The organism is Neisseria sicca (assembly GCF_003044565.1).
Taxonomy (GTDB): domain Bacteria; phylum Pseudomonadota; class Gammaproteobacteria; order Burkholderiales; family Neisseriaceae; genus Neisseria; species Neisseria sicca_A.
The window spans coordinates 236,733-250,536 of record NZ_POXG01000002.1 but is presented as its reverse complement, the minus strand read 5'-3'; the positions used below and the strand labels follow the sequence as shown (position 1 = coordinate 250,536).

Here is a 13,804-nt window from a genome sequence, read left to right as displayed (position 1 = left end):
CGAAAAAGGTGCGCAAGAAGAATTGGAAGACGACGAGTAAAGTGAGTGTCAATGCTGCGGTCGTTGTCGATATACAATGATGCGGCGCTTTCAAAACGAATGATAAAAGGTCGTCTGAAACGGGTTTTGGCTTAGTTTGCCAAGCCGGTTTCAGACGACCTTTGGGTTTTTCAGTTTGCGCGTATCAAGCGGTTTTATTTTTTCATCGCATCAGTCAAGACTTTGACGTTGTAGCGGTACATGCCGATGTAAGTATTGGCAGGTGCGCCGCCGAGTGCGTCGGAGTAGAGCTTGCCGCTGACGTTGACGCCGGTTTCTTTGGCGATGCGGTCAACCATGCGCGTGTCTTTGATGTTTTCGGTGAACACGGCTTTGATGCCTTCGCGTTTGATTTGGCGGATGATGGAAGCCACTTGTTTGGCGGACGGTTCGGCTTCGCTGCTCACGCCTTGTGGGGCGATGAACTCGATATTGTAGCGTTTGCCCATGTAGGAGAAGGCATCGTGTCCGGTCAGGACTTTGCGCTTGGCAGCGGGAACGGCGTTAAACGCAGCTTGAGCGTCGCTGTGCAGTTTTTTCAGCTGTACTTGGTAGTTGCCCAAGCGTTGTTGGTAATAGGCTTTGCCTTCGGGGTCTGCCTGAATCAGGGCGTTGGCGACGTTTTGGGCGTAGGTCGTCATCAAGACGGGGTCGGTCCAGACGTGCGGGTCAAATTCGCCGTGGTCGTGGTGGTGGCCTTCATGGTCGTGATGATGTTCGCCTTCTTCGGCTTTAAGCGCCTGTATGCCTTTGGTTGCTTCGGCGAAGGGAACTTTGCTTTGTTTGACGGCGCGCTGAACATCAGCCGCTTCCAAACCCAAGCCGTTGAGCAGGACTAATTTCGCACCGCGGATTTTTTTGATGTCGCCACTGGTCATGTGGTAGGCGTGGGAGTCTTGGTTGGCACCGACCAAATTTTGCACGGCAACACGGTCACCGCCGATTTGTTTGGTAACGTCGCCCAAAATGCTGAAGCTGGTGACGACGTTCATCGGTGCTGCGTAAACTGCGCCGGACATTAATGCAGCGATGACGCCGAGTTTCCAATGTTTCATGTTTTTCTCTCTCCAGTTGATATAACGTAACATCTTTTTATTTTAAAACAGTAGGACGGAATCTTCAAGCCGCCCCCCAGTTGAGAACGCGCTTTGTACCTTGAAAACGGGAGGTTTGAGGAAGAGGGCAGGGTTTTATTAATGTGTTATGAAATCGGATATGGGATGGTATTTGTTGATTTTTAAGATAAAAGAGGGGGAATGGCGAGGAATTTTTGTTGCGCGATGTAGCAGGTTGGGATTGGGGATTATCCTTTCTAAATAAATAAAATCAGAAAAGCGCGGTTTTTTCCTTTTTCGAGGAAATGAAAAACCAAGATTAAATGCTTAAATTTCAAACAAAATTGAAATATAAATTTTGTGATTTTATTAATGATGGAACAAAATAGGAATTTGAGGTTTCAAGATAAAAATAAGCAGATGTAATTAAACAGGTTTTGTTTGATAAAATGTTAATTACATCACACTACAATTTTGTTATAATAATGCCCGAATTAGTTTACAACCCCACCTTACATCCAAAAAGGAAGAAAACATGGGCATTAAAGTTGCCATTAACGGATATGGCCGCATCGGCCGCCAAGTATTACGCGCTATTTACGATTACAACCTGCAAGACCAACTTGAAGTTGTCGCCGTCAACGCCAGCGGCAGCCTCGAAACCAACGCCCATCTGACCAAATTCGATACCGTTCACGGTCGCTTTAATGCCGACATTTCCCACGATGCAACCCATCTCATCATTAACGGTCGCAAAATCCCATTTTTCTCCACCCGCAACCCCGCTGAACTGCCATGGCGCGACTTGGGCGTGGACTTGGTGATGGAATGCACTGGCTCGTTCACCAGCAAATCCAAAGCCAACGTGCATTTGGAAAGCGGCGCGAAAAAAGTGCTGATTTCCGCACCGGGCGAAGCCGACGTTGACGCAACGGTTGTTTACGGTGTGAACGACGATGTAATTACCGACGACATGACCGTCGTCTCCAACGCTTCCTGCACCACCAACTGCCTCTCTCCCGTTGCCAAAGTGTTGAACGAAAACATCGGCATCGTCAAAGGCGTGATGACCACCATCCACGCTTTGACCAACGACCAAACCGTTACCGACGTGCGTCATAAAGACTTGCGCCGCGCCCGCAGCGGTGTGGAAAACATGATTCCGACCAAAACCGGCGCGGCAAAAGCTGTCGGTTTGGTATTGCCCGAGCTGAAAGGCAAACTCGACGGCCTCGCCATCCGCGTGCCGACCGTTAATGTTTCCATTGTCGATTTGAGCTTCCAAGCCGCGCGCGATACCAGCGTCGAAGAAATCAACGCGCTGATGAAAGCCGCTGCGGAAGAAGGTCGTCTGAAAGGCGTATTGAGCTACAACACGCTGCCGCTGGTGTCTATGGATTTCAACCACACCCCTCAAGCCAGCACCTTTGATGCAACGCTGACTAAAGTCATTGACGGCAACATGGTCAAAGTGTTCGCTTGGTACGACAACGAGTGGGGCTTCAGCTGCCAAATGCTGAACACCGCCCGCCGTATGTTCGGTTTGGAAGTGCGCCCGTTTGAATAAAACGGATTGCCAAAGATACTAAAAAGGTCGTCTGAAATAATTTCAGACGACCTTTTCTTTATAACCAATTACAGCTTCACAGAATGCTCGCGCGTTTCGTGGAACACAATGTCCGGCCAGCGTTCTTGCGTGAGTCCCAGATTCACGCGGTTGGGGGCGAGGTAGGCAAGGTTGCCGCCTGCGTCTATCGCCAGATTGCCTGCATTGGCTCTTTCAAACTCCGCCAGTTTTTTCTTGTCTTCGCACGATACCCAGCGCGCCGACCAGATGGATGCGCTGTCGAACACGGCTTCCACGCCGTATTCGTTGGCGAGGCGGGAGGTAACGACTTCAAACTGCAACACGCCGACCGCGCCCAAAATCAAATCTGCGCCGCTCATCGGTTTGAATACTTGAACCGCGCCTTCTTCGCCGAGTTGTTGCAAACCTTTTTGCAGTTGCTTGATTTTCAGCGGGTTTTTGATGCGGACGCTGCGGAACAGTTCGGGCGCGAAGAAGGGAATGCCGGTGAACGCCAGTTGTTCGCCTTCGGAGAAGCTGTCGCCGATTTGGATGTTGCCGTGGTTCGGGATGCCGATGATGTCGCCTGCGTAGGCTTCTTCCACCAGCTCTCGGTCGTGCGACATGAATGTAACCACGCTGGAGGCAGCGATTTCTCGGTTGATGCGCAGGTGTTTCATCTTCATGCCGCGCTCGAATTTGCCGGAGCAGACGCGCAAAAAGGCGATGCGGTCGCGGTGTTTCGGGTCCATATTGGCTTGGATTTTAAAGATAAATCCGGAAAATTTCGGCTCGTCCGGCTCGACCATGCGCACGGTCGCGTCGCGCGGTTTCGGCGCGGGCGCCCAGTCAATCAATGAATTGAGGATTTCCTGAATACCGAAGTTGTTAATCGCCGAGCCGAAGAACACGGGCGTGAGTTCGCCGGCGAGAAATTCGTCGAGATTAAACTCGTTGGAAGCAGCCTGCACCAATTCGATTTCGTCGCGCAGCTGCTGGATTTCCAGCGGAAAGCGTTGTTCCAATTCGGGATTATCGATGCCTTTGATGATGTCGAACTCGTGCGGCAGGCGTTCTCCGCCGGCTTCAAAGAGATAGATTTCGTCGTTCAGGATGTGGTACACGCCCTTGAAGTTTTTGCCCATTCCGATCGGCCAAGTAACGGGCGCGCAGCGGATTTTTAAAATATTTTCCACTTCGTCCAGCAATTCCAAAGAATCGCGCACTTCGCGGTCGTATTTGTTCATGAAGGTAACAATCGGCGTATTGCGCAGGCGGCAGACGTTCAAGAGTTTGATGGTTTGTGCTTCCACGCCTTTTGCCGCGTCGATGACCATCAACGCGCTGTCCACGGCGGTCAATACTCGGTAGGTGTCTTCGGAGAAGTCTTGGTGTCCTGGCGTGTCCAAAAGGTTGACGGTGTGGTCTTTGTAGTCAAACTGCATAACGCTTGATGCCACGGAAATGCCGCGCTGCTTCTCGATTTCCATCCAGTCGGAAGTGGCGAATTTACCGGTTTTCTTGCCTTTTACCGTACCTGCGCTCTGAATTGCGCCTGAAAACAGCAAGAGCTTTTCGGTCAGCGTGGTTTTACCCGCGTCGGGGTGGGAGATGATGGCAAACGTGCGGCGGCGGCGCACTTGGTCGAGGATTTCTTGGGACATGGGCTTTCTTTGCAAAAAGGTTCAGGCCGCTTTTGCGACGGCCTGAGAAAAGGTTGAGATGGCGGGGATTGTACAAAAAAACATTAATCGGTTCAATGATTAGGGGATAAAAAGGTCGTCTGAAAATTTTCAGACGACCTTTTCACGATGGCGGATTAAGCCTTGTCGTGGAATTCGTGGAATTCATATTGGTAGGACAAGTCTTTGCCTGCTTTTTTCTGCGCCAGATAATCGTCGTAAACGGCGCGGATTTCCTTGCGCAAGAGGAATAGGGCGATTAAGTTGGGGATGACCATGAAGCCGTTGAACATATCGGACAGGCTCCAAACCAAATCGACCTTGCCCAGCGTACCCAACACGATGGCCAGCAGCACGAGCGCGCGGTAGATGCCCAAGTGTTTTCCTCTGAAGAGGAAGCGGATGTTGGATTCGCCGAAGTAGTACCAGCCGATGATGGTGGTGAAGGCGAAGAAGGTCAGGCAGACGGCGAGCAGTTGCGAACCGAAGCCGGGGAAGGCTTTGCTGAAGGCGAATTGGGTAACCGCCGCGCCTTGTTCGCCGGAAAGGTTGGCATCGGTCAGGAGGATAATCAGCGCGGTGGCGGTGCAGACCAATATGGTGTCGATGAACACGCCGATAAATGCCGCCAAGCCTTGTTGAACAGGGTGTTTCACGTCGGCGGTAGCGTGTGCGTGCGGTGTCGAACCCATACCCGCTTCGTTCGAGAACAGCCCGCGTGCCACGCCGAAACGGACGGCTTCGCGCATACCGATACCCGCTGCGCCGCCTAATACGGCTTCGGGATTGAAGGCGGCAGTAAAGATGTGGTTGAACATCGGTATGATGTGGTCGGAGAATTTGAACAGGATAACGACGGCACACAAAATATAGATAATCGCCATAAACGGTACGATGAATTGGGCGATGTTGGCGATACGGTTGACGCCGCCGACGATAATCATGCCCGCGAGGACGGCGAGGGTGATGCCCACTGCCAAAGCCGGTACGTTAAAGGCGATGGTAACGGAGGAGGCGATGGAGTTCGCCTGCGTGGCGTTGCCGATAAAGCCCAGCGCGATAATCAGGGCGATGGAGAAGAAGCCCGATAAGAAACGCGCCGCACCGCGCCCGATTTTCGGAGTCAGACCATGCGTGATGTAGAACGCGGGGCCGCCGATGTATTTGCCGTGGCTGACGACGCGGTATTTTTGCGCGAGCAGGGCTTCGGCAAAAATCGTGGACATCCCCAAAACGGCGGAAAGCCACATCCAAAAAATCGCGCCCGGCCCGCCTGCGGTAATGGCGGTTGCCACGCCGGCGACGTTGCCCGTGCCGATTTGGGCGGAGACGGCGACGGCGAGCGCTTGGAATTGCGACAAAGATTTATCGTCTTTGTCTTTTTTGGAAAACAAACCGCCGAAAACGGATTTAAACCCCGCCCCCAATTTGGTAATCTGCGGCGCGCCCAGATAGAGTGTGAAAAACAGGCCGATGCCCAAAAGGGCGTAAATCAGCATGTAATCCCACAGAATCAGATTGACTGCGCCCACCAGTGCAGACAATGTTTCTTCCATAATTACAAACCTTATATTGAAAAATGAACAGATGACGGCATTCTGCGGCGGTTACTCCGTTGAATGCCGTTGTGTCGGACGGCGCGGCGAGCAGGCCGTTTTCGTCCGTTTTGCCCCAAGTTGTCAACAATCCTGAAGCAGGTCTGCATGATACCGTAAACCTTTTGTGAGGCAAACGAAAAAAAGGATCAGGTTTGGGCAAAGACAAGATTTTTGCGTTTTTTCAGGCGCAGGCAGCGTTTTCAGACGACCCTTTGGCAGGATGAGGGGTCGTCTGAAATATTTTAGGCATATCCAACCTATGTTAAAATGCGCACTTTGAAAATGAGCAAAAGCCCGCCGGATAAGGCGGAAAATCGAAAGGATTTATCATGGCAGGTCACAGTAAGTGGGCGAATATCCAGCATAAAAAAGCCCGTCAAGATGCCAAACGCGGCAAAATCTTCACCCGTTTGATTAAAGAAATCACCGTTGCAGCCCGCATGGGCGGCGGTGATCCCGGCGCCAACCCGCGCCTGCGCCTGGCTTTGGAAAAAGCCGCCGAAAACAATATGCCCAAAGACAACGTACAACGCGCCATCGACAAAGGTACGGGCAACTTGGAAGGCGTGGAATACATCGAGTTGCGCTACGAAGGCTACGGCATCGGCGGCGCAGCGCTGATGGTGGACTGCCTGACCGACAACAAAACCCGCACCGTTGCCGACGTGCGCCACGCGTTCACCAAAAACGGCGGCAATTTGGGCACCGACGGCTGCGTAGCGTTCAACTTCGTGCATCAGGGTTATTTGGTGTTCGAACCCGGCGTTGACGAGGATGCGCTGATGGAAGCCGCTCTGGAAGCCGGTGCGGAAGACGTGATTGCCAACGACGACGGCTCCATCGAAGTCATCACCGCCCCGAACGATTGGGCGGGCGTGAAAGCAGCATTGGAAGCCGCAGGCTACAAATCCGTTGACGGCGACGTCACCATGCGCGCCCAAAACGAAACCGAACTCTCCGGCGACGAAGCCGTCAAAATGCAGAAATTGATTGACGCTCTGGAAGATTTGGACGACGTACAGGACGTTTACACCTCCGCCGTTTTGAATCTGGATTAATCGGAAAGATTGAAAGCAGACCTGATGGGTCTGCTTTTTTTGCGTCTGAGATTTTTGGGCTGTTTACTGGAATCTTAAATGGTTCGCGGGCGGAGCCCACGCTACGGTGCCTGCTGGTAACACTAACGCCGTAGCGTGGACTTTGTCCACGAAAACCATTAACACAAAGGTCGTCTGAAAACTTAATGTAGGTTTTCAGACGACCTTTGTGTTTGAACTGCCTATCGGTTTTGGCTGGCGCGGTAGAAGGCGATGAGGCCGTTGGTGGAACTGTCGTGCTGTGGGTTGCCGCGGTCGAGTTCGGGTTCGATGGTTTTGGCGAGTTCTTTGCCGTATTCGACGCCCCATTGGTCGAAGGGGTTGATGCCCCAAATTGCGCCTTGGACGAAGGTGCGGTGTTCGTATGCCGCCATGAGCATGCCGAGGCGGCGGGGGTCGGTGGCACTGAGGAGGAGGCTGTTGCTCGGGCGGTTGCCGGGGAATTCTTTTTGCGGGGCGAGGCGTTCGCGTTCGGCTTCGGGCAGGTCGGCAAGTTCGGCGCGGGCTTCTTCGAGGGTTTTGCCTTTCATCAGGGCTTCGGCTTGGGCGAAGGCGTTGGCGACGGTGAAGCGGTGTTGGCGGTTGATGCCGTAGGCGGTGGTCATGGGGACGATGAAGTCGCAGGGGATGAGCCGTGTGCCTTGGTGGAGGAGTTGGAAATAGGCGTGTTGGCAGTTGACGCCTTCTTCGCCGAAGACGATGCCGCCTGTGGTATGGGGAACGGGTTGTCCGTCGGCGGTGCGGTTTTTGCCTAGGCTTTCCATGTCGAGCTGGTTGAGCCACGAGGGGAGGTGGCGCAGGTTGTGGCTGTATGGGACGGCGGTTTGTCCGTCGGCATGCTGGAAGTTGTTGTACCAGATGCTGATGAGCGCCATGAGGACGGGGATGTTGCGGCGGTAGGGGGTTTGGAAGAAGTGGGTGTCCATGGCGTGCGCGCCGGCGAGGAGTTCGCGGAAGCGGTCTGTGCCGACGGCGACCATGACGGGCAGGCCGATGGTCGACCAGACGGAATAGCGTCCGCCGACCCAGTCGAACATGGCGAAGACGTTGTCGGGTGCGATGCCGAAGTTTCGGGCGGCGGCAACGTCGGAGGAGATGGCGCAGAAGTGGCGGTAGATGCCGGATTCGGGCAAACCTGCATCCCGATACCATGCGCGGGCGGCGTAGGCGTTGAGCAGGGTTTCGGGCGTGCGGAAGGATTTGCTGGCGATGCTGAATACGGTGGTCTCGGGCTTGAGGTGGGCGAGTGTGCGGCTGATGTCGGCGTCGTCTGAATTGCTGACGAAGTGGACGCGGATGTTTTGGCGGTAGGCTTTGAGGGCTTCTACGCACATTCTGGGACCGAGGTCGGAGCCTCCTATGCCGATGTGGACGAAGTCGGTAATGGGTTTGTCGGTGATGCCTCTGTGGCTGCCGTTGTTGAGTGCTTCGGCGTAGGCGAGGGCGCGGTCGAGTTCGCGGTGGAGTTTGGGGAGGATGTTTTCGCCGTCAACGTAAACGGGTGCTGCGTCGGGCGGCAGGCGCAGAGCGGTATGGAGGACGGCGCGGTGTTCGCTGAGGTTGATTTTTTCGCCGTTTTGCATGGCGTGCATTTGTCCGGCAAGGGGCGAGGTTTCGGCAAGGCGGCACAAAAGTTGCAAAGTGTCTTCGCCGAGGCGGTTTTTGCTGTAATCGAAGAGGAGGCCGTCGAGGGTTTCGTGCATATTGCCGAAGCGGTCGGGTTCGGCGGCGAAGCGGTCGCGCAGGTGGATGTGTTGTGTGTCGAGCCGGTGTTGTTCAAGGGCTTGCCATGCTTCGGTAAATGCGGTCATCGGGTTTCCTTCGGGATTGGGTCCGCTCATTCGGCGGGATGTGATTCAGTTATAGATTGTCGTTGTAGTGATTGGTTCGATACGGTGAATATTTATGTAGTCATATGTAGTTTAACAAAGGGGCGCGGGTTTGGCGAATATGGGTAGTCAAATGGCTTAGGAATTGTATGCAATTTGCAATTTATATGCTTGATTTTTATCAAGGTTTTTTAAAATTTTCGGTATGACACCGATGTCTGGTGTGCTATGCTACGTAATCAAATGAAACAGGGCTGAGGCGGGAGTCGTAAGATGGCTACAATTTATGATGTTGCTGCTTATGCGGGCGTCTCACCCAAAACGGTCAGCCGCGTCATCAATGGCGATGCGCCGGTCAGCGATAAAACGCGTGCGAAAGTCGAAACAGCGATTGCGGCTTTGGGTTATATCCCGTCTTCGGCGGCGCGGGTGATGCGGTCGAACCGCTCGGACTTGGTCGGACTGATTACCGGCGCAATCTCGCGCACGGGCGAACACAGCGGGGTACACGGTCTGCCGGACATGTTTTTAATCAAAGGCATACAGCAGAAAATCCGCGAAGCGGGCAAAACGCTGATGATTGCGGATACGGACAACCGCTACGAGCAAATCGACCCTTTGGTCAGGACGTTTATGGAGCACCGCGCGGAAGGCATTTTGTATGTAACCGAGTCGCACCGCGAAATCGTCCTGCCCGAAATGCCCAACCGCTGCCCGATGGTTTTGGTCAACTGTTTCGACGCGGCGGGTACGCCGTCGGTTTTGCCGGACGACGAGCGCGGGCAATACGATTTGGTGCGCAACATCATCCGTCACGGACACCGCCGTATCGCCTACATTACTTTGCAGGCGGGCGCAGAAGCGACGCGGCTGCGTTTGGCGGGCTACCGCCGCGCTTTGGACGAATCGGACATGGTGTTCGATCCCGACTTGGTGCAAACCGGCATCACTGACTTTGCCAACGGCAGCGAACCTTTGATTGCGGCAGTGTTGAAACTATTGTCGCTTGCCGACCCGCCGACGGTCATTTGCTGCGGTAACGACGAAATGGCGGTCCGCGTTTACGGCATTTTGAGGACGCGCGGCGTGCGCGTTCCGGAGCAGGTATCGGTGGCAGGTTACGACAACCACAGCGCGATTGCCGAAACCCTGTTCCCACCGCTGACCAGCACCGAGCTGCCCTATATGCGCATGGGCGCGCTGGCGGCGGAAATCCTGTTCGACATTATCGAGACCAAAGAAACCGTCCGTCCGCCCGTTCGGGTTGTCGGGGAAACGATTTGGCGGCAGTCGGTCACGGCATTGAAGTAAAACATCCTTTCAGACGACGTCTGCATCATGAAGCAGACACAATACGACAATAAAAGGTCGTCTGAAAACACAAACAACACATCACGCTATCCATTTGCAACGTATCAACACGATACGCCAAAGAATAAAGAAAGCGGCCCAACCGCTTCGACTATGCAGTGTTTCCCGCAGTTTGTTGTTCCATGTTTTCTTCTTATAAAGTCCAGGAGTCGCTTCAAAATGAAGATTTCCCCACAAGTATCCCTGACGCTTCGCCAGATTATGCTGATGAACTTCGGCTTCTTCGGCATCCAATACAGCTTCGGTTTGCAGCAAACCGCCATCAATCCGATTTTCAGTTTCTTACAAGCTGACCCTGCAAAACTGCCTTACCTCAATATGGCAGGACCGATTACCGGTCTGCTGGTGCAGCCCCTTATCGGCGCCATGAGCGACCGTACATGGATTCCCGGACTCGGCCGCCGCCGTCCGTATTTCCTGCTCGGCGCCATCGGTTGCAGCTTGTGTCTGTTCTTCTATCCGCACGTTACCGCATTGTGGGTTGCCGTATTGCTGCTGTGGCTCTTGGACATCAGCAACAATACCGCCATGGAGCCTTTTCGCGCCTTCATCGCCGATACCGTTCCCGAACGCCAGCAATCCACCGGCTTCTTGATGCAGTCCGTGTTTACCGGCTTGGGCATTACCCTTGCCAACGTATCGCTCTATATCTTCAAGCAAATCGACTGGTTGAACCAAACCTCCGAAGCAGGCATCCCCTACTGGGTATTCGGCTCGTTCTATATTGGCGCCGTCTGCTCCATTGGCTCTGTTTTAGTGACCGTATTGTCCACCCCCGAACATGAGCCGTCTCCTGAAGAGCTGGCGGCGATTAAAGCCCAATCCGGCGGTCCTGTTGAAGCCGTTAAAGAAATTTACCATGCCATTAAAGATATGCCGAAACCCTTGTGGCAGCTCGCTTCGGTTTACCTCTTCCAATGGTACGCGCTCTTCATCTACTGGCAATTCATCTCCCACAGTCTCGCCAAATCTATATGGAATGCTACCTCTGCCAACAAAGTCGCATATGAGGAAGCAGTGGCATGGACCGGTGTGGTCAATGGTTTTTACAACGTCGTGACCTTCGTTTCCGCTTTCGGATTGATGTGGATGGCGCGCAAATACGCCGCCAAATACGTCCACGCCTTTGCCGTTACCCTTGCCGCACTCGCCCTTTTGGCGATTCCGCATGTTACCGATAAAAACATGATGCTCGCTCCGATGATTGGCTTCGGTATCGGCTGGGCAAGTATGATGGGCGTGCCGTTTATGATTGTCGTGCATTCCATCCCGAAAGAACGCTACGGCGTGTATATGGGCATCGTCAACATGATGATTGTGATTCCGATGCTGATCCAAACCCTTACCTTCAGTAAAATCTATGAGAACTTGCTCGGCGCCGACCCGGGACATGCCATGACTTTTGCCGGTGTCCTCCTTATCATCGCCGCCGTACTGACCCTGACCATCAAAACGTCAAACAAACCTTATGGCGTAGAATCGGCAAGCTGATTCAGGCATTTGCCAAGGGGTCGTCTGAAAACCGGAATTAAGGTTTTCAGACGACCTTGTTGTTTGATTTGGTTGTCCAGACAGTAATTAATGACCTGATACCGATGATTGGAGCTTGGTTTGATAGAGCAAAAGTTAGCTTTAACGGCTATAATCCAATTGGGTAATGAAATGGTTCGAAAAGCAGTCATCCCGCCCGCTCATTGCCTCAATGCCGTCAAACTACACCGATCATCAACCATAGGTGCAAAAAGCAGAACGCTACGTCTTTTATAAATCATCAACCCATCCCTAAATCTGCTCAAAGCAAAATCTGGGCGTTTTAATGTTTACCTTATAAGGAAGATACAGTGAAAAAACTGATGTTTGTTTTACTCGGATTGGCAAGTATGAACGCCTATTCCAACGATGTGACCCAAGGCGCTTTGCAGAATAATCCTGCATTATGCTCCTACGGTTACAATTCAAACTGCGGGGGAGGTGGGGGAGGTTACTATACTCCTCCGGTCAGAGTTGAACATATTGTCATCCAAGTCCCTCCAAAATATGGGGCGTTGTCATACAATACAAAAAAAAATTACTTGACAGGTGCTTTAGAGCAAGACTCATTAGCAGAAGCTAAAAGAAAAGCTTTAAAAGCTTGTAGGGAAAAAAGCGGTGATAACAACTGCATAATTTTTCGATGGACTAGGAACGGTTGTTTGGCAGCTGCTCAAGGTAAAATGGGAAACAAATATCTTATCATTTCTGGAGCCGGTAAAGTTGGTGAAGCGGAACCCGAAGCACTGAATGGCTGCATTGCTCGTGGTGCAAAAGATTGTAAAATTGTACTAACCGAACGCTGTTCACTACCTCCGGAACTGAAAGATAAAGATTTTTGACCGAACGTAGTCCGTCGCCTTGATTAATCTTGCCATTCATCCCGAAGGTCGTCTGAAAACCGGAATTAAAGTTTTCAGACGACCTTTTTATTTGATTGTGCCGATTTGTTTTAAGCGGGCGGGGACGGTTTGTGGAAGCTCGGATTGGATAGGAATATCGCCGCATTCCCGCAAAAGCTGACGGCAAAGCGTTTACATGGCAAAATACCGCCTGTTTGCAGGTCATCCGAATTTTTCAGACGACCTTTTACCCTCTTCAAAAGGAATCCCCATGTCTTTGCAAAACATCATCGAAACCGCCTTTGAAAACCGTGCGGACATCACCCCGACCACCGTTACCTCCGAAGTCAAAGAAGCCGTGTTGGAAACCATCCGCCAACTCGATTCAGGCAAATTGCGCGTCGCCGAACGCTTGGGCGTGGGCGAATGGAAAGTCAACGAATGGGCGAAAAAAGCCGTGTTGTTGTCGTTCCGCATCCAAGACAACGAAGTCCTCAACGACGGCGTAAACAAATACTTCGACAAAGTGCCGACCAAGTTTGCCGACTGGTCTGAAGACGAATTCCGCGCCGCCGGTTTCCGCGCCGTACCCGGTGCCGTTGCGCGCCGCGGCAGCTTTGTTGCCAAAAACGTCGTTTTGATGCCGTCTTATGTCAACATCGGCGCATACGTTGACGAAGGCGCGATGGTCGATACTTGGGCGACCGTCGGCTCTTGCGCCCAAATCGGTAAAAACGTCCACTTGAGCGGCGGCGTCGGCATCGGCGGCGTACTCGAACCCTTGCAAGCCAGCCCGACCATTATTGAAGACAACTGCTTCATCGGCGCGCGTTCCGAAATCGTTGAGGGCGTGATTGTTGAAGAAGGCAGCGTGATTTCCATGGGCGTGTTCATCGGACAATCCACCAAAATCTTCGACCGTACTACCGGCGAAATCTACCAAGGCCGCGTACCGGCAGGCTCGGTTGTTGTATCCGGCAGCATGCCTTCCAAAGACGGCAGCCACAGCCTCTACTGCGCCGTCATCGTCAAACGCGTGGACGCGCAAACCCGCGCCAAAACCAGCGTCAACGAATTGCTGCGCGGTATTTAATCGGCGAACAGAAAAGGGGAGGTCGTCTGAAACAGCCCGAAACATAAATGGGCTTCAGGCAAACGGTTTCCCTGTTTGAATGGCAAGAGGTCGTCTGAAAA

At 52.9% G+C, this 13,804-nt stretch carries 10 protein-coding genes; 6 read left to right on the top strand and 4 right to left on the bottom strand.

Annotated elements, in window-relative coordinates:
• Positions 1 to 194: 194 nt before the first annotated feature.
• Positions 195 to 1,094, bottom strand: a complete 900-nt coding sequence (locus DBZ16_RS05780; RefSeq protein WP_107813284.1) for a metal ABC transporter solute-binding protein, Zn/Mn family — start codon at positions 1,092 to 1,094, stop codon at positions 195 to 197.
• Positions 1,095 to 1,629: 535 nt separating this feature from the next.
• On the opposite strand from DBZ16_RS05780, the gene gap reads away from it, so the two are divergent.
• Complete coding sequence (gene gap, locus DBZ16_RS05775; protein WP_107813283.1) at positions 1,630 to 2,661, top strand: type I glyceraldehyde-3-phosphate dehydrogenase; 1,032 nt, start codon at positions 1,630 to 1,632, stop codon at positions 2,659 to 2,661.
• 68 nt (positions 2,662 to 2,729) lie between these two features.
• Here gap and DBZ16_RS05770 read toward each other — a convergent pair whose 3' ends face one another.
• Both DBZ16_RS05770 and DBZ16_RS05765 read right to left on the bottom strand, forming a co-directional pair.
• Positions 2,730 to 4,325, bottom strand: a complete 1,596-nt coding sequence (locus DBZ16_RS05770) for a peptide chain release factor 3 (RefSeq protein WP_107813282.1) — start codon at positions 4,323 to 4,325, stop codon at positions 2,730 to 2,732.
• A gap of 155 nt (positions 4,326 to 4,480) precedes the next feature.
• Entirely contained in the window at positions 4,481 to 5,899 is a 1,419-nt protein-coding gene (locus DBZ16_RS05765) for an alanine/glycine:cation symporter family protein (protein ID WP_107813281.1), read from the bottom strand.
• A 371-nt stretch (positions 5,900 to 6,270) separates the two neighbouring features.
• Here DBZ16_RS05765 and DBZ16_RS05760 point away from each other — a divergent pair, with 371 nt between their 5' ends.
• Positions 6,271 to 6,999, top strand: coding sequence for a YebC/PmpR family DNA-binding transcriptional regulator (locus tag DBZ16_RS05760; protein WP_107813280.1), 729 nt, complete (start codon positions 6,271 to 6,273; stop codon positions 6,997 to 6,999).
• 221 nt (positions 7,000 to 7,220) lie between these two features.
• Here DBZ16_RS05760 and pgi read toward each other — a convergent pair whose 3' ends face one another.
• The gene (gene pgi / locus DBZ16_RS05755; RefSeq protein ID WP_107813279.1) at positions 7,221 to 8,849 is read right to left on the bottom strand and encodes a glucose-6-phosphate isomerase; all 1,629 of its coding nucleotides are present in this window, start codon (positions 8,847 to 8,849) and stop codon (positions 7,221 to 7,223) included.
• 291 nt (positions 8,850 to 9,140) lie between these two features.
• Between pgi and DBZ16_RS05750 the strand changes: the two genes are divergently transcribed.
• The 4 genes from DBZ16_RS05750 to dapD all read left to right on the top strand — a co-directional run bounded on the left by DBZ16_RS05750 (position 9,141) and on the right by dapD (position 13,703).
• Positions 9,141 to 10,178 carry a LacI family DNA-binding transcriptional regulator gene (locus DBZ16_RS05750; protein WP_107813278.1) on the top strand — a complete coding sequence of 346 codons (1,038 nt, stop codon included), beginning with the start codon at positions 9,141 to 9,143 and terminating at the stop codon, positions 10,176 to 10,178.
• Positions 10,179 to 10,397: 219 nt separating this feature from the next.
• Positions 10,398 to 11,729 (top strand): MFS transporter, encoded by a 1,332-nt coding sequence (locus DBZ16_RS05745; protein WP_107813277.1) that lies wholly within the window; start codon positions 10,398 to 10,400, stop codon positions 11,727 to 11,729.
• 350 nt (positions 11,730 to 12,079) lie between these two features.
• Positions 12,080 to 12,610 carry a DUF4189 domain-containing protein gene (locus DBZ16_RS05740; protein ID WP_107813276.1) on the top strand — a complete coding sequence of 177 codons (531 nt, stop codon included), beginning with the start codon at positions 12,080 to 12,082 and terminating at the stop codon, positions 12,608 to 12,610.
• Positions 12,611 to 12,881: 271 nt separating this feature from the next.
• Positions 12,882 to 13,703, top strand: coding sequence for a 2,3,4,5-tetrahydropyridine-2,6-dicarboxylate N-succinyltransferase (dapD, locus tag DBZ16_RS05735; RefSeq protein WP_107813275.1), 822 nt, complete (start codon positions 12,882 to 12,884; stop codon positions 13,701 to 13,703).
• The last annotated feature ends 101 nt before the right edge of the window (positions 13,704 to 13,804 follow it).

Coding starts and splice junctions, on each gene's coding strand:
- DBZ16_RS05770 (WP_107813282.1), bottom strand. CDS start 4,325: ATGTCCCAAGAAATCCTCGACCAAGTGCGCCGCCGCCGCACGTTTGCC.
- DBZ16_RS05745 (WP_107813277.1), top strand. CDS start 10,398: ATGAAGATTTCCCCACAAGTATCCCTGACGCTTCGCCAGATTATGCTG.
- DBZ16_RS05760 (WP_107813280.1), top strand. CDS start 6,271: ATGGCAGGTCACAGTAAGTGGGCGAATATCCAGCATAAAAAAGCCCGT.
- DBZ16_RS05780 (WP_107813284.1), bottom strand. CDS start 1,094: ATGAAACATTGGAAACTCGGCGTCATCGCTGCATTAATGTCCGGCGCA.
- dapD (WP_107813275.1), top strand. CDS start 12,882: ATGTCTTTGCAAAACATCATCGAAACCGCCTTTGAAAACCGTGCGGAC.
- DBZ16_RS05750 (WP_107813278.1), top strand. CDS start 9,141: ATGGCTACAATTTATGATGTTGCTGCTTATGCGGGCGTCTCACCCAAA.
- gap (WP_107813283.1), top strand. CDS start 1,630: ATGGGCATTAAAGTTGCCATTAACGGATATGGCCGCATCGGCCGCCAA.
- pgi (WP_107813279.1), bottom strand. CDS start 8,849: ATGACCGCATTTACCGAAGCATGGCAAGCCCTTGAACAACACCGGCTC.
- DBZ16_RS05765 (WP_107813281.1), bottom strand. CDS start 5,899: ATGGAAGAAACATTGTCTGCACTGGTGGGCGCAGTCAATCTGATTCTG.